Origin of the sequence: Devosia sp. MC521, from assembly GCF_014127105.1 — a bacterium.
Classification (GTDB): Bacteria; Pseudomonadota; Alphaproteobacteria; order Rhizobiales; family Devosiaceae; genus Devosia.
Map to the genome: position 1 here is coordinate 3,474,069 of NZ_CP059902.1, position 16,777 is coordinate 3,490,845.

At 57.4% G+C, this 16,777-nt stretch carries 19 protein-coding genes; 7 read left to right on the top strand and 12 right to left on the bottom strand.

All coding sequences use genetic code 11. The features are described from left to right. Positions 1-21: 21 nt before the first annotated feature. The 4 genes from purH to htpX all read right to left on the bottom strand — a co-directional run bounded on the left by purH (position 22) and on the right by htpX (position 5,699). On the bottom strand, positions 22-1,605 hold the full coding sequence (gene purH, locus H4N61_RS16740) for a bifunctional phosphoribosylaminoimidazolecarboxamide formyltransferase/IMP cyclohydrolase (protein ID WP_169196562.1): 1,584 nt from the start codon (positions 1,603-1,605) through the stop codon (positions 22-24). Between the two features lie 80 nt (positions 1,606-1,685). Next, positions 1,686-3,293: a heparinase II/III family protein gene (locus H4N61_RS16745; protein WP_169196563.1), complete on the bottom strand. Its 1,608-nt coding sequence runs from the start codon at positions 3,291-3,293 to the stop codon at positions 1,686-1,688. A gap of 106 nt (positions 3,294-3,399) precedes the next feature. Continuing rightward, positions 3,400-4,704 carry an RsmB/NOP family class I SAM-dependent RNA methyltransferase gene (locus H4N61_RS16750; protein WP_169196564.1) on the bottom strand — a complete coding sequence of 435 codons (1,305 nt, stop codon included), beginning with the start codon at positions 4,702-4,704 and terminating at the stop codon, positions 3,400-3,402. Between the two features lie 8 nt (positions 4,705-4,712). Further along, positions 4,713-5,699, bottom strand: coding sequence for a zinc metalloprotease HtpX (gene htpX / locus H4N61_RS16755; RefSeq protein ID WP_169196565.1), 987 nt, complete (start codon positions 5,697-5,699; stop codon positions 4,713-4,715). 99 nt (positions 5,700-5,798) lie between these two features. Between htpX and H4N61_RS16760 the strand changes: the two genes are divergently transcribed. Next, the gene (locus H4N61_RS16760; protein WP_169196566.1) at positions 5,799-6,026 is read left to right on the top strand and encodes a DUF1674 domain-containing protein; all 228 of its coding nucleotides are present in this window, start codon (positions 5,799-5,801) and stop codon (positions 6,024-6,026) included. 23 nt (positions 6,027-6,049) lie between these two features. On the opposite strand, the gene H4N61_RS16765 is transcribed toward H4N61_RS16760, so the two are convergent. From H4N61_RS16765 to ccmA, 6 genes are all read right to left on the bottom strand, one after another. After that, positions 6,050-6,190 (bottom strand): hypothetical protein, encoded by a 141-nt coding sequence (locus tag H4N61_RS16765; RefSeq protein WP_169196567.1) that lies wholly within the window; start codon positions 6,188-6,190, stop codon positions 6,050-6,052. 68 nt (positions 6,191-6,258) lie between these two features. After that, entirely contained in the window at positions 6,259-6,792 is a 534-nt protein-coding gene (locus H4N61_RS16770; RefSeq protein ID WP_169196568.1) for a DsbE family thiol:disulfide interchange protein, read from the bottom strand. A gap of 1 nt (position 6,793) precedes the next feature. Next, positions 6,794-6,940 (bottom strand): heme exporter protein CcmD, encoded by a 147-nt coding sequence (gene ccmD / locus H4N61_RS16775; RefSeq protein WP_210257121.1) that lies wholly within the window; start codon positions 6,938-6,940, stop codon positions 6,794-6,796. After that, positions 6,937-7,698, bottom strand: a complete 762-nt coding sequence (locus tag H4N61_RS16780) for a heme ABC transporter permease (RefSeq protein ID WP_169196569.1) — start codon at positions 7,696-7,698, stop codon at positions 6,937-6,939. Before H4N61_RS16780 ends, ccmD begins: the two co-directional genes overlap by 4 nt. A 9-nt stretch (positions 7,699-7,707) precedes the next feature. Next, positions 7,708-8,373, bottom strand: coding sequence for a heme exporter protein CcmB (gene ccmB / locus H4N61_RS16785; protein WP_169196570.1), 666 nt, complete (start codon positions 8,371-8,373; stop codon positions 7,708-7,710). Then, positions 8,370-8,996, bottom strand: coding sequence for a heme ABC exporter ATP-binding protein CcmA (gene ccmA, locus H4N61_RS16790; protein ID WP_169196571.1), 627 nt, complete (start codon positions 8,994-8,996; stop codon positions 8,370-8,372). The genes ccmB and ccmA overlap by 4 nt, the downstream gene beginning before the upstream one ends. 153 nt (positions 8,997-9,149) lie before the next feature. Here ccmA and acnA point away from each other — a divergent pair, with 153 nt between their 5' ends. The 4 genes from acnA (at position 9,150) to H4N61_RS16810 (ending at position 13,907) form a co-directional block, all read left to right on the top strand. Then, positions 9,150-11,906: an aconitate hydratase AcnA gene (gene acnA, locus H4N61_RS16795; RefSeq protein ID WP_182396061.1), complete on the top strand. Its 2,757-nt coding sequence runs from the start codon at positions 9,150-9,152 to the stop codon at positions 11,904-11,906. Positions 11,907-12,048: 142 nt separating this feature from the next. Continuing rightward, a complete protein-coding gene (locus H4N61_RS16800; protein ID WP_182394529.1) occupies positions 12,049-12,783 on the top strand; it encodes a DUF1223 domain-containing protein in 735 nt (244 codons plus the stop codon). A gap of 309 nt (positions 12,784-13,092) precedes the next feature. Then, positions 13,093-13,437, top strand: coding sequence for a DUF2794 domain-containing protein (locus H4N61_RS16805; RefSeq protein WP_248306089.1), 345 nt, complete (start codon positions 13,093-13,095; stop codon positions 13,435-13,437). Beyond that, positions 13,434-13,907, top strand: a complete 474-nt coding sequence (locus H4N61_RS16810) for a GNAT family N-acetyltransferase (RefSeq protein WP_182394530.1) — start codon at positions 13,434-13,436, stop codon at positions 13,905-13,907. Before H4N61_RS16805 ends, H4N61_RS16810 begins: the two co-directional genes overlap by 4 nt. Before the next feature lie 5 nt (positions 13,908-13,912). Here the strand turns inward: H4N61_RS16810 and H4N61_RS16815 are convergent, their stop codons facing one another. Both H4N61_RS16815 and H4N61_RS16820 read right to left on the bottom strand, forming a co-directional pair. Next, positions 13,913-14,410: a GNAT family N-acetyltransferase gene (locus H4N61_RS16815; protein ID WP_169196574.1), complete on the bottom strand. Its 498-nt coding sequence runs from the start codon at positions 14,408-14,410 to the stop codon at positions 13,913-13,915. Positions 14,411-14,513: 103 nt separating this feature from the next. Continuing rightward, positions 14,514-15,284, bottom strand: coding sequence for a Bax inhibitor-1/YccA family protein (locus H4N61_RS16820; protein ID WP_169196575.1), 771 nt, complete (start codon positions 15,282-15,284; stop codon positions 14,514-14,516). A 194-nt stretch (positions 15,285-15,478) separates the two neighbouring features. Here H4N61_RS16820 and thpR point away from each other — a divergent pair, with 194 nt between their 5' ends. Together thpR and H4N61_RS16830 are read left to right on the top strand one after the other, a co-directional pair. After that, complete coding sequence (gene thpR / locus H4N61_RS16825; RefSeq protein WP_182394531.1) at positions 15,479-16,024, top strand: RNA 2',3'-cyclic phosphodiesterase; 546 nt, start codon at positions 15,479-15,481, stop codon at positions 16,022-16,024. Between the two features lie 211 nt (positions 16,025-16,235). Further along, entirely contained in the window at positions 16,236-16,757 is a 522-nt protein-coding gene (locus tag H4N61_RS16830) for an invasion associated locus B family protein (protein ID WP_169196577.1), read from the top strand. Positions 16,758-16,777: the final 20 nt, after the last annotated feature.

Here is a 16,777-nt window from a genome sequence, read left to right on the forward strand (position 1 = left end):
CGAAAGCAGCCCAGTTTTATTTTAGTGACGGAAGTGACGCATGCCCGTCATGACCATTGCGATACCGGCCGCATCGGCGGCGGCGATCACTTCGTCGTCACGCATCGATCCACCCGGCTGGATAACAGCTGTTGCGCCAGCGGCAACAAGCGCTTCAAGCCCATCGGCAAATGGGAAGAACGCATCGGACGCAACGACAGAACCTTGGGTCAGAGCGCCTTCAATACCAGCAGCCTCAGCCGCATCAATTGACTTGCGGTGCGCCACACGAGCGGAGTCTACGCGGCTCATCTGGCCAGCGCCAATGCCTGCAGTCGCGCCATCCTTCACGTAGATAATCGCGTTGGATTTGACGTGCTTGGCGACCTTTGCCGCAAGCTTGAGATCGGCCAACTCGGCTTCAGTCGGCTGGCGTTTGGTGACAATTTTGAGCTCGCAATCATCGACATTACGATTGTCACGCCCCTGCACCAAGAGCCCGCCCGAAACCGACTTCACCACGAGGCCATCGGCTTTGGGGTCCGCCAAACCACCTGTCAGCAAGAGACGCAGATTCTTCTTGGCCGCAATGATCGCTTCCGCTTCTGGCGTCGCAGAAGGGGCAACGATCACCTCGGTAAAAACCTTGACGATTTCGGTCGCGGTTTCAGCGTCGATCTCACGGTTGAGCGCAACGATGCCACCAAAGGCCGAGACCGGGTCGGTGCGCAGGGCGTTGAGATAAGCGGTCTTCAGGTCTTCGGCGACAGCGACACCACATGGGTTGGCGTGCTTGATGATCGCGACGGCTGCCGTCTGGTTCGGGTCGAACTCCGAGACCAGTTCAAAGGCAGCGTCAGTATCATTGATGTTGTTATAGGAGAGGGTTTTGCCCTGCACTTGGTTGGCCGTTGCAACGCCGGGGCGCTGCTCGCCATTGGCGTAGAAGGCCGCCCATTGGTGCGGGTTTTCGCCATAACGCATCACTTCGCGCAAAGTACCGGCGAAGGAGCGATAGGTGACATCCTGGAACTCGATTTCCTTGGCAAACCACGCCGAGATCGCCGCATCATAAGCAGCGGTACGGGCATAGGCCTTCGCAGCAAGGCGTTGGCGCAGTTCATAAGGAATGCCACCGTTCTTGATGGCTTCCAAAATCGCAGGGTAGTCGGCCGGATCAACAACCACTGTCACATAGGCATGGTTTTTTGCGGCTGAGCGCACCATCGCCGGGCCACCAATGTCGATGTTCTCGATGATGTCGTCATAAGACGCGCCCGAGGCGACAGTCTTTTCAAACGGATAAAGATTGACTGCGACGAGATCGATCGGGCCGATCTCATGCTCATCCATTGATGTTTTGTGTTCAGGATTGTCGCGGACCGCTAAAAGGCCGCCATGCACCTTAGGGTGCAAGGTCTTTACGCGGCCATCCATCATTTCAGGAAAGCCCGTGAGCTCGGAAATTTCACGAACTGGAAGGCCTGCATTGGCGATCAGCTTATGCGTACCGCCAGTCGATACCAGTTCGACTCCAGCCTCAGAGAGGCCGCGTGCGAACTCCTCCATGCCAGATTTGTCGAATACCGAAAGCAGAGCACGCCCGACCGTTACTGTCTTGCCCATGGAAGCTTCTCGCCAAAGTTGAAGGAGTTGTGCGGCTCGCTACCACGAGACGGCTCAAAGGCCAATCCCTTTCGGGCCTTCTATGGCTGCTCGAGAGTAAAGATCCAGGCAACTTCTGTGGTGTCGGTAACAGCGGCCTCGAGCACCAACTGGCGCGTGCGCTGGAAGCCGCGCGTCGCCGAATGGCGAACGCTGTCTTCTTCCATCAAATGCGCCCCTTCCCAAAGGAAGCTCCACACGCGGCCGCTAGGTAAAACCAATCGAACCATTCCATCACCATTGGTGTAGCGAAGATCAACACCAGGCCCGAGATGGAAGCGCAGCCCCAAGCGACCTTTTGGCTCGCCATGGGCCAAAATGCGATCTTGGCCCACAAGGGTCGTACCCTCGGACAACAGCGTCATCCGGCGCTCGACTTCAACACCGAACCGGCCTGCGTAGCCAGTGGTGGTGCACATCATCATGTGCTCTGCCGTATCGAGCGTGATGAAATGGGTGGCTGACGAACGAGGATCAATAGCGTCTTCCCCGTCAATCGTGGCGGTCGAATGCGCCAGTGCCTGACGGAATAGGTCGCGGCTCTCGAAGAGGTCGGACGGCGCAGGACCACAATTGCCCACCACCAGCTCGCTGCCATAGGAAAACTCGAAAGCTAACGCACTGGCGTGTGCTTCGCCGTCAAAGCCGGTGGGCGGTTGAATACCGGAGTCGCAGACGACGACCGTATTGCCGTCCCGCATAATGCCGTAACCACCAAGCAGACGAGATTTTCGCGGTTGGGTCGGCGTGATCGATTGGAGGGCGACCAAAATATCGTGAGGCAGCTGACCGGTGCCATTAAAATACACCGGCTCGCCGCTCGACAATGTCAACGCGTCCAGTGCCTCGTGCATGTGATCAATCTTGTTCGCCAGATCGGCCATCGAGGCGCTGCCATGGCGACCTGCAGCGCGCTTAAGGGTCGCAAGCTCAACTAGCAGTGCCAGTTGTACCTTTGGGCTACGGGATAGGTGGAGCCCATCTGTGTCTATCTGCTTGCCAAGAAGCGCATCCACACGCGCCACTGCCGGGCCCAAATCGGGCTCATCGGCAACGCTCGACAGCTCAGCCCCCAAAACGCCCATCGCCGCATAGAGTGCTTCCACAGGGTCGGCCGCCAAGCCACCGCGAACCCGCAAGCTCTGGACCTGCATGGCTATCGACCGGTGAATGGTCTTTGCTTGATCCGACGTTGCGCCATCAAGAATGAGCGTCAGATAGCGCAGCCAGTTTAGCATGCGCTGCCCCGTTAGGGTGAGCGTCCAGCTATCGCTTTCAAACCCACCTTCTTTGAGGATCCAATCGAGCACCAAAGTGCGCGCGAAAAGCTTCTCACCCGGATCTCGTACGTCACGGAAATGCCGGAGCCACGAGAAACTATGGAGGTTATTCCACCAGTCTAGGTGATCAGGCTCAACAGTGAACGGGGAGGCGCCACCGGTTTCAACCAGCTTAGAGGCCAGAAGATAACGACCTGACATCATCTCGCGCACAGCGTCACGATCCGCGGGGCGGTAATCGGGCAGATCACCTGCGAAGGCGTGGTCGATCTGTCCGCGCCAAGTCCACCGCATCAATGGCGTTGTAATAAGCGAATCGGCGACGCCCAGCACAAAGTTGCGACCGGCTTTGGTCAGCCGCCCGCTCACAATGCAAACCCTTCACCAGAAGAGTAATTCGCCGCCAACTCGGGATACTTAACTATCACTACCTATTCCCGGACCGCCTTCACCGCGCCCCATATTTAGGAAAGGTTTACCCTGTTCGACGGAAGCGCGCCACGAAGAAGCCATCCATGCCCCCAGCAAGTTGATTGGGCGACATGCCAGGATGAGTACGCAGCAGTCCAGCAGCACTAACGGCAGCTTCGAGACCTGGCACCTCTTCGGCGAGGATCGGATCGAGCGTCACTGTTTTCAGATTGGCTTTGATCCAGTCTACCTGCTCTTCGCCCTCTTCGGGCTCCAGCGAGCAGACGCAATAGATCAGCGTGCCGTTGGGCTTAAGCGCTGCAACCGCATTCTTGATCATGGCCTGCTGCAAGCGCTTGCGACCTGCGATATCGGCAAGGGTGCGGCTCCACAGAACCTCAGGGTGACGACGGAAAGTGCCCGTGGCTGAACACGGCGCATCAAGCAAAATGCCGTCGACCGGCTCTGCTGGCTGGTAAGTCGTTGCATCGCCCTCAATTACCTCGGGAGCATAGCCGAGACGCAACATATTGCTCTTGAGGCGTTCAAGGCGCTTGCCGTCGCTATCGAGCGCGGTAACCTTGTAGCCAGCTTTACTGAGCTGAGCAGTCTTACCCCCTGGGGCAGCGCAAAGGTCGATAACCGTGCTCCCCACGTCGAGCTTGAAGAGGCGCGCAGGCAAGGCGGAAGCAGCGTCCTGAACCCACCATTTGCCTTCGTCATAGCCAACAAGAGCTTCCACCGGACGGTCACGGCTTTCAACGCGAACACTGTCGGCGTTCAAACGCTCTGCATTGAGTGCATCGACCAACTGGTCACTGTCATCGCGCAAGGTCAGATCAAGTGGCGCGCCGGTGATCAGCGCCTCAGCGAAGGCCGGCATCGCCTCATCGCCGTATGCAGTAGCCCAGCGCACTAACAAAGTTTCTGGAATAAGATCAAGATCATCGCCATCCAGCGCATAGCGCGCCGAATTGGCCTGCGCTTTACGCAGAACTGCGTTCATAAGTCCAGTGAGGTGGCGGGCCTTGCTGTCGCGTTTGAGCGCTTCAACAGCAAGGAACAGCGCCGAATGCGCGCCAAGATCGGGCAAATAGACCAGCTGGGCCAACGCCAAGCGCAGGACAGCCTCGAATGTGCCAGAACGCGGCGGCATACCCTTCTCGAGTAGCTCCGCGAGCATCAGGTTAATCTGGCCCTGGCGACGCAGAGAAGTGGTGATGAGGCGATTGGCGAGCGCCCTGTCGCGACCGTCGTTTAGATCTGCTGCCGTTAGTGGCGCAAAGTGTTCGCCAGCCAAAACAGACTTCAGTTTCTGAGCAGCAACGAGGCGGAGCTTTAGCCCTGCCGGATCTGGTTTATGCGCCAATGTGTTTCTTAGCCCCAAGGACCGCGCGTACCACTGTCATCATCGTTACGCTTCACGGTCGGTGTACGCCATCCCGTCGCGGTTGAAGTGCTGCTCGGACGAGCTGCCTGCGGACGAGGGCGCGAATTTGAGGTGTTATGATCTACTCGCATTTCCGCCGCAAGCCTTTGCAGTGCCTGAATGCGGTTGGCCGTGTCCGGGTGCGTGGAGAACAAATTGTCCATACGCGCGCCGCTCAGCGGATTTGAGATGTACATATGAGCCATTGCTGGGTTGCGTTCGGCCGCGACATTGACCTGCCGCCCGGAGAGCGTGGCGATCTTGTCGAGTGCGGAAGCTAGCGCCAGCGGGTCATTGGCAATGATTGCGCCGAGCTTGTCAGCCTCATACTCGCGCGTGCGGCTGACCGCCATTTGCACGATCATCGCAGCGACTGGGGCGAGGAACACCATGAGAATAGCGCCAACACCGCCCAATGGGTTGTCGCGATTGTTACCGCCCCCGAAGAACAGGCCAAACTGAGCCAGAGCCGAGATAGCGCCCGCGAAGGTGGCGGTAATAGTCATCGTGAGTGTGTCGCGATTTTTGATATGCGCCAACTCATGGGCCACCACACCGGCAACTTCGCGCGGATCCAACTGCCGCAGCAGCCCCGACGACACTGCAACAGCGGCATTATTCGGATCGCGGCCGGTCGCGAAGGCGTTGGGCTGATCGGTCTCGATGACATAGACGGCGGGCGTGGGGATGCCTGCACGCTTTGAAAGTGCATCGACCATGTCATAAAGCTCGGGCGCGCGACTACGCTGCACGGGGACCGCGCCCTGCATGCGCAGCACCATTTTGTCTGAATTCCAGAAGGCAAAAATATTGGTGCCAGCAGCAAAGAGCAGCGCCATGATCATGCCGCCGTTGCCGCCAATGAAATAACCGACGACCATAAACAGCGCCGTCATGCCTGCGAGCAGCGCAAAAGTGCGTAACGTGTTGGACATGGGCGGAACCTCTTGGGTTAAGTCGTCTTCGCAACTATGTTGTGTGCATGGCGGTTCCATGCAAGGCACCAGCATAGTTTACCCATTTGGTTTTTGCTTATGAACGAAAATACCGCAGCTCAAGCCGGCTCTGAGGCCGATGACGAGACCGCGCCAATCAAGGTGCTCTCCCCGCAAGCCCAGCGCGCGCTTGCTGAGGCTGAGGCTCGTCGGCTTGAAATTGATGCGAAGACCGCAATGGCACCGAAAGAAAAAGGCGGCCGCGGCGGGCTCGATCCGGTGCGATACAGCGATTGGGAAATTAAGGGCCTCACCAGCGATTTTTGAGCGCCGGTGAGAAATCCTGATCATCACCCCAGAATGTCGGTGATGTTGTAGCCAGCCGCCGAAACGGCAAATGTTGTCGCGACGGTGATAATGGCTGCGACAAGGACACATTCGACGGTCGAAAGTCCTAGGTCTTGGCGCATGAAATTCATCAATCGACGCATCGCGTTTACTCATCCGTTTCGGAACGGTGTCACCCTGACAGCGTCAGGCTGAACGGAAGCTGAATGAATCAGCTTCGCGCCGTTTCTATGGCTGGAATGAGGTTTTTGCTGATTGCCTCAACACTCAACGGACCGGTGTGCTTGAAAACAATTGTGCCTTCCGCATCCACCAAGAAGGTCTCAGGAACGCCATAAACGCCCCAATCGATTGAGACACGGCGGTTCGCATCAACACCTATGGCCGCATAGGGATTGCCCAGCTCAGTGAGGAAGGCCAGCGCATTGTCTGGCACATCCGCCTGGTTGATGCCGAAAATCCGAATGCCTGTCACATCACTAATCTGCTCGAGCAATGGATGCTCGTCACGGCACGGAATGCACCAACTGGCGAATACGTTCACCAGTGTCACTTCCCCCTTGAGCGTTTCCGTAGAAAAACCCGGTACCCCGCTGCCTTCAAGAGCAGCCATGGTAAAGTCCGGCGCCGGCTTATCGATCAGCACCGAGCGGATCAGGTCTGTGTCCCGATCCATCGACGTTGCGAAAATGGCCACGAGCGCGGCCAATAGAGCGAGCGGTAGAACGAAGAGCAGGTATCGCATCTTAACCTCGCTTGTCGCCGAGTTCTTCCAGACGCTTGCTGACCTTACGGCTATCATAAACAACCTTGGCCGCCAGGGCCAATACCGCCAAGGTGCTGACAGCCCACGAGATAACAATAAACCCAGCATGGGCTCCGAGCTCAATCATGCTGCGCCTCCCCGTGCGAGCTTGCGTTCTAGGGTCGCCACGCGGCGGCGGCGCACTTCGGTATGCATCGAAATCAGCTGCAACACACCAAACATGAAGGTGAATGCAAACATCATCAGGAAGAGCGGGGTGAGAATTTCTGCAGGCATCTTCGGGCCTTCAGCTGTGAAGACACTGGCGGGCTGATGCAGGGTCGACCACCAGTCCACCGAGAACTTGATGATCGGAATGTTGACTGCACCCACGAGGGTGAAGATCGCCACTATGCGGCCAGCACGCAGCTGGTCATCGAAGGCGCGCCACAGTGCGATCAGGCCGAGATAGATGAACAGCATGATCAGGGTGGAGGTCATGCGACCGTCCCATTCCCAGAACGTGCCCCAGGTCGGGCGACCCCACATGGAGCCGGTGAACAGCGCCAGTGCGGTGAACAAAGCGCCCATCGGCGCCGCGGCCTTCATCGAGACATCCGCCATTGGGTGACGCCAGATCAAGGTACCCAATGCAGAAACCGTCATCGCCGCATAGACGAACTGGCTCAGCCAGGCTGTCGGCACGTGCACATACATAATGCGCACCGTGTCGCCCATGTATTTTTCCGGGGGCGAGACGAAGAATGAATAGTAGACGCCCAGCACGAACAGCACAGCGGTGATGATCACCAGCGGCCAGATCAGCGGACGGGTCCATTGGATAAAGAAACCAGGATGCGCGATCCGGTTCCACCAACTCATTTTGGGGGTGTTATCAGTGCTCATAGGCGGGCCTTACTCCTCCCCTCCATTTATCGCAAGCGCGGCAGCAAAGGGAGACAATGCCACCGCCATTAGACTAAGTGCTGCTAGAAACAGCATTGCTGCGCTCCCCTGATCCGGGCCCCCGATGGGGGAAATCGCGCCCACACCGAAGATTAGTATGGGTACGCACAATGGCGCTATTAGGATTGGCGCCAGCAATCCGCCGCGCCGAATTGCCACGGTCACCGCAGCACCAAATCCACCAAAAGCGGCCAGAGCCGGTGTTCCAGCCAATAGTGACAGGAATGTCCGCCACCATGCGTCCAGCTCCATAGCCAGCAGAATAGCCAATACGGGCGACGCCACAATCAACGGCACAGCACAGACCAACCAATAGCCGATAATCTTAGCCAGAATGATCGCCGACAGCGGCGTATCAGCCATACGATAGAGGGCGAGTGTGCCGTCTTCACGGTCTGCGCGGAACAGGCGATCAAGCCCTAGTAACATCGCCAAGAACGCTGCGATCCAGACAATCCCCGGCGCGATCCGCGCGAGCAATTCCTTATCAGGGCCAATGGCGAAGGGCACGATTGCCCCGGTAATGATGAAGAACAACAAGAGGGTGAGAACTTCCCCGCCCCCGGTCAGCGCCAAACGAATCTCACGGCGTACAACGCTCCAAAATCCGCTCATGCTTTCGCTCCCAATTGGTAGACCCGTAGCCCTTCAACCGGGATGTCATCATGCGTGGCGATTACGGCGCTGCCGCCGCGCGCCAAATGTTGGCGCAAAAGCTCTGCCAGCAAAGCCTGCCCAGCAGTATCGAGCGCCGCCGTTGGCTCATCGAGGAACCACACTGGCCGTTCTGACACCAAAAGGCGGGCTAGAGCCAAACGCCGTTGCTGCCCCGCGGACAAATAACCTGCGTCCAAACGGGCGGCCTGCGAGAGCCCCACAGCGGCAAGCGCGTCGTCAATAGAAACGCCAGTCCGTCCGTTCAGGCCGGCCCAGAACCCGAGGGTCTCTGCGACACCGAGCCGCGCCCTCACCGCGTTTTTGTGACCGCAATAATGCGCCGCAGGCCCATCTTCGGGGTCATGTCCGACGAATTCTATTGTGCCATCGAGAGCTGGAATGAGCCCTGCGAGAGTCAACAATAGGGTCGATTTACCGACCCCGTTTGGCCCACGCAAAAGCAGGCCCTCGCCGGGAGAAACTTCAAGCCTATCAACATGTCCGAGCATGGATTCGCCACGCCCGAAGCAGAGATCGAGAGCCTTGATAAAAACTGAAAATTGGACTTGCCGATGCGTCATGGCCCCATCTCGTATTGAACCTCACGGATGACTGGCAAGGCCTAATCCTATTGACTATAACCCTTGAAGATTGGAGTCATTCCAGAAAGCGCGGATTTTCTCCCGGCCCCACTTGCCTTGGAAAACCCGTTTCAGCAGCAAGAAGGGCGGAGCATCGTGTCAACCATAGACAGCTTCAAATCTAAATCGACGCTCACCGTCGGCGGAAAGACCTACACATATTATTCGATTGTTGAAGCAGAAAAGAACGGCCTTAAGGGCGTTTCCAAGCTTCCGAGCTCCATGAAGGTGGTGCTGGAAAACCTGCTGCGCTTCGAAGACAACCGCACGGTGAAGAAAGAAGACATTCAGGCGATCGCCGAATGGCTGGTCACCCGCACGTCCGAATATGAAATTCAATATCGCCCAGCCCGCGTGCTGATGCAGGATTTCACCGGCGTTCCGGCTGTTGTTGACCTTGCTGCGATGCGTGACGCGACGGCTAAGCTCGGCGCGAACCCGCAGAAGATCAATCCGCTGGTTCCGGTCGACCTCGTGATCGACCACTCGGTGATGGTGGACAGCTTCGGCACTCCACTGGCGTTCCAGCAGAACGTTGAGCTCGAATATGAGCGCAATGTTGAGCGCTATGAATTCTTGCGCTGGGGCCAGTCTGCCTTTGATAACTTCCGCGTTGTCCCGCCCGGCACCGGCATCTGTCACCAGGTGAACCTCGAATACTTGGCCCAGACCGTCTGGACCAAGACCGAAAACGGCGAAACCGTCGCTTACCCAGACACCCTTGTTGGCACCGACTCGCACACCACCATGGTCAATGGCATGGCTGTGCTTGGTTGGGGCGTTGGCGGCATTGAAGCTGAAGCGGCGATGCTCGGCCAGCCGATTTCCATGCTGATCCCGGAAGTCGTTGGCTTCAAGCTGACCGGCAAAATCAACGAAGGCATCACCGCGACCGACTTGGTTCTCACCGTCACCGAAATGCTCCGTAAGAAGGGCGTGGTTGGTAAGTTTGTTGAGTTCTACGGCCCGGGCCTTGATTACCTCAGCCTCGAAGATCAGGCGACCATCGCCAACATGGCTCCGGAATATGGCGCCACCTGCGGCTACTTCCCCGTCGATGCTGACACGCTAAAGTTTCTTGCCACCACTGGCCGTGACGCTGATCGTGTCGCGCTGGTTGAAGCCTATTCCAAGGCTCAGGGCATGTTCCGCACCACCGAGAGCGAAGACCCTGTCTTCACCTCGACACTTGAGCTTGATCTGGCAACCGTTGTTCCGTCCCTTTCGGGCCCGAAGCGTCCGCAGGATCGCGTTGCGCTGAAGAACGTCACGACCGCGTTTGCCGACGCCCTGCCAGAACTTTCTGGTGGCCGTATCGAACGCACCAAGCTGCCTGCCGACAAGCAGGAATCCCGCTTTGTTGACGAAGGCGCCAATGGCGTTGCCGACATTCCGGAAGAAGCAGCGTTCCCGGTCAAGGGTTTTGACTACGGTATTTCGGACGGTTCGGTTGTGATCGCGGCTATCACCTCCTGCACCAACACTTCGAACCCTTCGGTTCTGGTCGCTGCGGGCCTTGTCGCTCGTAAGGCTCGTGCGCTTGGCCTCAATTCCAAGCCTTGGGTGAAAACTTCGCTCGCACCTGGCTCGCAGGTTGTGACCGACTATCTGACCGCTGCAGGCCTACAGGATGATCTTGACGCTATCGGGTTCAACCTCGTTGGCTATGGCTGCACCACCTGTATCGGCAACTCCGGCCCGCTGCCGCAGGCCATTTCCGATACCATCAACGAGAATAAGCTCGTTGCAGCCTCGGTCCTCTCGGGCAACCGTAACTTTGAAGGCCGTGTGAACCCAGACGTTCGCGCCAACTATCTGGCGTCCCCGCCACTGGTTGTTGCTTACGCTCTCTTGGGCACGCTCAACATCGACATCACCACTCAGCCACTCGGCACAGGTAAGAACGGCCAGCCGGTCTACCTCAAGGACATTTGGCCAACCAACCACGAGATCGCAGAGATCGTGCGCGAGCACGTCACTGCCGACATGTTCCGCAAGCGCTATTCCGACGTCTTTAAGGGCGACGAGCACTGGCAGGCGATTTCGGTTGAAGGCGGGGAAACCTACGGCTGGAACTCCGCTTCCACCTATGTTCAGAACCCTCCATACTTCGATGGTCTGACCATGGAGCCAAAGCCGGTGACCGACGTGGTCTCGGCCCGCGTTCTCGCGCTCTTCCTCGACTCCATCACGACCGACCACATTTCCCCAGCCGGCTCGTTCAAGCCGAACACCCCAGCCGGGAAGTACCTCACCGAACGTCAGGTGGCGCCAAAGGACTTTAACTCCTACGGCGCACGCCGTGGCAGCCACGACGTTATGATGCGCGGCACCTTCGCCAACATCCGCATCAAGAACCAGATGCTGGATGGCGTTGAAGGCGGCTTCACCCTCGGGCCTGATGGCTCACAGATGGCGATCTATGATGCTGCCATGGCCTATCAGGCTGCAGGCACACCGCTGGTCATCTTCGCTGGTAAGGAATACGGCACCGGCTCCTCGCGTGACTGGGCCGCTAAGGGCACCAATCTTCTTGGCGTAAAGGCCGTGATTGCACAGAGCTTTGAGCGTATTCACCGCTCGAACCTCGTCGGCATGGGCATTATTCCACTGCAGTTCGCTGAAGGCGAAAGCTGGCAGACCCTTGGCCTTGATGGCACTGAAACCGTCGATATCGCCGGTGTCGAATCCATCGAGCCACGAGCCAATGTCACCATCAAGATCACGCGCGCCAATGGCGACGTGCTCAATGTCGTCACCCGTTGCCGCATCGATACCGCCAACGAGCTCGATTACTACAAGAACGGCGGCATCCTGCACTACGTGCTGCGCAGCCTCGTTGCTGCGTAAGCGGCACCAACCGGACAATTTTAGAAATGGCGGCCTTCTTGGCCGCCATTTTTTATTCCCGGGTCAGGGACAATTCAGTCCACGAACGAAATCACCGCCATGTGACTAGGCAGGCCAGCGTCAGCACGCTTACATTAGGGCTATGAGGACGCCGAATAAACGCGCTGCAATTACTTTGCTCTTTGCTGCTTGGACCGCCATGGGCCCAGCCAACGGGGACCAATTCACCACCGACACCAAGGCCGTAGTCGAGCTATTTACCAGTCAGGGCTGTGCGCAATGCCCTCCTGCGGAGGCCCTACTCGCGGAGCTCGGCCAGCACAGCAACATCGTTACGCTGGCTTATCACGTCGACTATTGGGACTTTATGGGCTGGACCGATGATTTCGGCAGTCGCGAATATTCCGACCGTCAACGCGCCTATAATAAGCGCTGGGGCGCATCGAGAATTTTTACGCCCCAGATGGTTATCAATGGCCACCAAGGGCTGGTCGGCTCGCGTGAGGATGAGGTGCGCCGCGCCATCGCCTCGGCGCAGCTCAGCGTGCCAATCACCCTCGACAAGACTGGCGACACGTTAAAAGTGGTAATCCCCCCAGAGCCTAGCGTCGACGATGCGAGTGTGTGGGCTGTGACCTATATCCCTTCGATCGTAACCCCAATTGGGGGGGGAGAGAACGAAGGGCAGTCCCTCCCATTCCACTATGTCGTCACGGACCGAGAGCATCTGGGGTACTGGACCTCAACAGAAGGCGCTGAGTTCGAAATTTCGCTCAGCTCCCATTCTGCACACGGGCTGGGTGTTGCCATTTTACTGCAAGACGATCGCAATGATTTACCCGGCACGATCTTAGCTGCAGCGTCCTACGCCCCGTAAAAAAAGACGCTCGCCTCCAGTGGAGACGAGCGTTGCGGACTTTGGGAGTCGCAGTAGGCTTGGTGACAGCCGATCTGGGGTTGGGGGCTGGTAAGACCGACCATCACCAATGGAGGCAATGATCAAATCATTGCTCGTCATTTTGGCAAGGACAGGGACAAAAGATGACCGAATTGGGGTATTTGATCTCAACTTGATGTCCGCAGTCTTTCGGTCAATCATACAGCAATATCGAACGTTGATTTGTTTTTCGCCTTGAGGAGTTGCGACGAGGTGCAAGGCTCTACACCACCGCTGCCGACCCTATCATTGGTTCACACCAACGAAACGAGTGCGCCCACAACGCGACGCATTGATCCCATCGTGGCTTTTGACAAGCGCGAGCTGATGATCATCCTCAACGTCTACGGCAAGAAGGTCGGCGCTGGCGAATGGCGGGACTATGCCATGGACTTTCTCAAAGACCGGGCGCTGTTCTCCATCTATGCGCGCGTGTCAGAACGCCCCCTTTTCGTCATCGAGAAGAACCCGAAGCTTCGCGCCAAACAAGGCCAGTATCTGGTGACCAATCAGGAAGGCCGCATCCTCAAACGCGGCCACGAGCTGTCGCAAGTTCTTCGGGTCCTTGATCCCGACTTGGTTCTGATCGGGTGAGCCTGATCATCCGGCCAGCGACTGTGGCAGATGCACCAGAAATGAGCCGCGTTCTCATTTCCTCGATCACCCAGCTTTGCATAGCCGATCACAGAGATGATGCTGAGGCGATCGCCGCCTGGACCCGCAATAAATCACCGCAGGGGCTAGTTGAGATGCTTTCGAATGCCGAACTCAGCATGCTTGTCGCTGAGCGGGACGGCAGCGTTGTCGGGGTGGGGGCATTCAACCGAGACGGCCAAATTCAGCTCAACTATATCGCGCCTTCAGCGCGCGGATCGGGTGTCAGCAGCGCCTTGCTCGCGCATATGGAAGCAGAGCTTGTGACCCTTGGATACGCTATCGCGACGCTCGAAGCGACTGCCACCGCGCTTGCGTTTTACGAGCGGCGCGGATGGCATATAAACGGACCGCAGGCCACGGGACGCCGGGTCAACGGCTATCCCATGAGCAAGACGCTTTCGTCCTAATCGCCCTACAGCGCCTTTTGCAAATGCACGATGTCATGCCAACGGTCGAATTTATACCCGACAGCACTGTAATAGCCGACGCGCTCAAAACCGAATTTTTCATGGATGCCGATGGAATTGGCCGTGTCCGACGTGATGACGGCCAGCATCTGCCTAAAGCCAAAAGCTTTGGCTTGGGCCAGCAGCTCGGTCAGCATCAACTTTCCTAAACCACGCCCCTTTTCGGCTGGATCGAGATAGATCGAATCCTCACAGGTGAACCGATAGGCCGCGCGTGGGCGGTAGAAGCTGGCATAGGCATAACCGACAACACGCCCATCGCGTTCGGCAGTAATGACCGGATGGCCAAGCTCGACGAGGGCCGCGTATTTTTCAGCGATCCCCGCTTCGTTTGGGGCCTCGGTATCAAAGGTGATGGCGGTGTTATCGACGTAGTGCTTGTAAATCCGAGTGATGGCGGGAACGTCGGACCAGGTGAAGGCACGCAGTGTGTAGTCGCTCATGAGATTGCGCCGAAAATGAAAAGGCCGCAGTCTTTTTAGACTGCGGCCTGATTTTTCGTCCAACCAATTCGCGTGATTTTACCAATCACACGACGGTTTCTGACTACTCGCGGTTGCCGAACAGGCGGAGCAGCATCATGAACAGGTTGATGAAGTCCATGTAGAGGCTCAGCGCGCCCATAATGGCGTTCTTTGCCATCACGTCTGCACCAAAGGATGCCGAGTAGCTTTCCTTGATCTTCTGGGTGTCATAGGCGGTCAGACCAGTGAAGATCAGTACACCAACCACCGAGATGATGAAGTCCATCATGCTCGACTGCATGAAGATGTTGACGATCGACGCGATGATGATGCCGATCAGGCCCATCATCAGGAAATTGCCCATGCCGGTCAGGTCACGCTTGGTTGTGTAACCATAAAGGCTCATCGCGCCGAAGGTGGCGGCGGTGATGAAGAACACCTTAGCGATCGAGGCGCCGGTATAAACGAGGAAGATCGACGACAGCGACAAGCCCATGATCGCGGCAAAGGCCCAGAACACGCCCTGAGCTGCCGGAACGGAAAGCTTGTTGATGCCGAAGCTCAGCACAAGCACAAACCCGAGAGGAGCAAGCATGATCACCCAAGCCAGAGGACTGGTGAAGAGAAGTCCACCCCAGTTGGTCAGATACTGGCCATTACCAAGCTGAGCAACAGCGCTAGATGGGTCGGCGGTCACAGCAGCTTGTGACGCGAAAAACGCAACAAGACCAGTAATTACGAGGCCAAGGCCCATGTAATTATAGACCTTGAGCATGTAGCTGCGAAGGCCCTCATCGATGGCCAAGGCCGAGCCGGCCCGCGCACCGAGGGTCTGACGGTCATATTCAGCCATTCAGGTTTCCTTTCCCGATATCAATGCGATGCATTCACCGCAGAGGACAATTGGCATTGCCACTTGTAATGGAATATGGGGGCACGACTGGTTTCTGACAAGAACAAACGATCTTTTTGGCTCAGCGACTGGCCACAAAATGCGTTTCTGCCTAGGGTAGACTGGTCTGACTGATCCTTGGCAGGGAGGTGTTTATGCCCCGGCTCTTTACTGGTATCGAAATACCACGCGACATCGGCTTTGCACTTTCACTCAAGCGCGGCGGCCTGCACGGAGCCAGATGGATAGAACCAAGCGACTATCACATCACATTGCGCTTTATCGGTGACGTTGACGCCCCAACAGCCAACGACATCGTTGATAATCTTGAGCGCCTATCCAAGACTGTGCGTTTTGACCTTCGCTTGACTCAAATCGAGAGTTTTGGTGGCGACAAGCCGCGCGCACTTTATGCGGCAGTCGAGCCCTCCGATGGGCTCAATCGACTGCAAGCTGCACACGAGCGCGTGATCCAGCAAGCCGGCATCGCCCCAGAAGGCCGCAAATTCGTACCGCATGTGACGCTGGCCAGACTGCGGGGTGCATCATCAGATGACGTAGCGCGTTTTCTCTCTGAGGCCCCGGTTTTCGAGCCTTTGCGCTTCACACCGACCCAGTTCGTTCTCTATTCCAGCCGTGATTCCGTTGGTGGGGGACCCTATGTTGTTGAGGAGAGTTTCCCGCTTTCGGCGCAGACGTAACAGCATCGCGCCATTAGCAATGCCTTAACCGTTCTATCGCAAACCAAAGCGTGAACTTGCGCTCACGCCCAATTGCCGCCGCGATTGCCTTTCATTTGATGTAAATACCCGGAAAGCGGACGGGTTTTGACACCTTGGTAACCATGTTCGGGCCATGCTGGGCGGGCAGCGACAGGTACGAACGACAGCAGAACAAGAGGAAGAATTGGCAATGACGAGGAAAACCGGTGGCCTGATGTTTGGGCTCGCGGTCGCAGCAGTCATGGCTCTCGCCCCGGCCGCACAGGCACAGCAGGCCACGGAACTGGGGACCTTCAACGCGTGGTCCGCCTTTACGGCGTCTGACCAGAGCGGCCAGCTTTGCTTCATTATTGGCGAGCCACAGTCGAGCGAACCAGCGGGCGCAAATCGCGATCCGATCAAGTTCATGATTGTCCATCGCAAGGGCATGGGATCGAAGAACGAGGTCCAGACGCAGATCGGCTATCCGTACAATTCCAGCGACGCGAAAGCTTCAGTGTCCATCGACGGTAAGACCTATGTGATGGCGGCTCGGGGCTCAACGGCATGGCTGGCTTCGGCGAGCGATGAGCCAGGCTTCGTTCAAGCGTTTAAGGCGGGTAGCAATATGACCGTGCGCGGCACCAGCCAGCGCGGCACCAATACGGTAGACACCTATTCGCTCTCCGGCGCTACCGCAGCGGTCAATGCGATCGACGCAGCCTGCAAGTAAAGGCTTGAAGCGCGGCTGTT

What these genes read in the sequence shown, in the direction of transcription:
- ccmB (WP_169196570.1), bottom strand. Translation starts at nt 8,373, where the DNA reads ATGAGCGGATTTTGGAGCGTTGTACGCCGTGAGATTCGTTTGGCGCTG.
- H4N61_RS16780 (WP_169196569.1), bottom strand. Translation starts at nt 7,698, where the DNA reads ATGAGCACTGATAACACCCCCAAAATGAGTTGGTGGAACCGGATCGCG.
- H4N61_RS16830 (WP_169196577.1), top strand. Translation starts at nt 16,236, where the DNA reads ATGACGAGGAAAACCGGTGGCCTGATGTTTGGGCTCGCGGTCGCAGCA.
- htpX (WP_169196565.1), bottom strand. Translation starts at nt 5,699, where the DNA reads ATGTCCAACACGTTACGCACTTTTGCGCTGCTCGCAGGCATGACGGCG.
- H4N61_RS16800 (WP_182394529.1), top strand. Translation starts at nt 12,049, where the DNA reads ATGAGGACGCCGAATAAACGCGCTGCAATTACTTTGCTCTTTGCTGCT.
- H4N61_RS16815 (WP_169196574.1), bottom strand. Translation starts at nt 14,410, where the DNA reads ATGAGCGACTACACACTGCGTGCCTTCACCTGGTCCGACGTTCCCGCC.
- H4N61_RS16765 (WP_169196567.1), bottom strand. Translation starts at nt 6,190, where the DNA reads ATGCGTCGATTGATGAATTTCATGCGCCAAGACCTAGGACTTTCGACC.
- thpR (WP_182394531.1), top strand. Translation starts at nt 15,479, where the DNA reads ATGCCCCGGCTCTTTACTGGTATCGAAATACCACGCGACATCGGCTTT.
- ccmA (WP_169196571.1), bottom strand. Translation starts at nt 8,996, where the DNA reads ATGACGCATCGGCAAGTCCAATTTTCAGTTTTTATCAAGGCTCTCGAT.
- H4N61_RS16820 (WP_169196575.1), bottom strand. Translation starts at nt 15,284, where the DNA reads ATGGCTGAATATGACCGTCAGACCCTCGGTGCGCGGGCCGGCTCGGCC.
- H4N61_RS16760 (WP_169196566.1), top strand. Translation starts at nt 5,799, where the DNA reads ATGAACGAAAATACCGCAGCTCAAGCCGGCTCTGAGGCCGATGACGAG.
- ccmD (WP_210257121.1), bottom strand. Translation starts at nt 6,940, where the DNA reads ATGATTGAGCTCGGAGCCCATGCTGGGTTTATTGTTATCTCGTGGGCT.
- purH (WP_169196562.1), bottom strand. Translation starts at nt 1,605, where the DNA reads ATGGGCAAGACAGTAACGGTCGGGCGTGCTCTGCTTTCGGTATTCGAC.
- H4N61_RS16770 (WP_169196568.1), bottom strand. Translation starts at nt 6,792, where the DNA reads ATGCGATACCTGCTCTTCGTTCTACCGCTCGCTCTATTGGCCGCGCTC.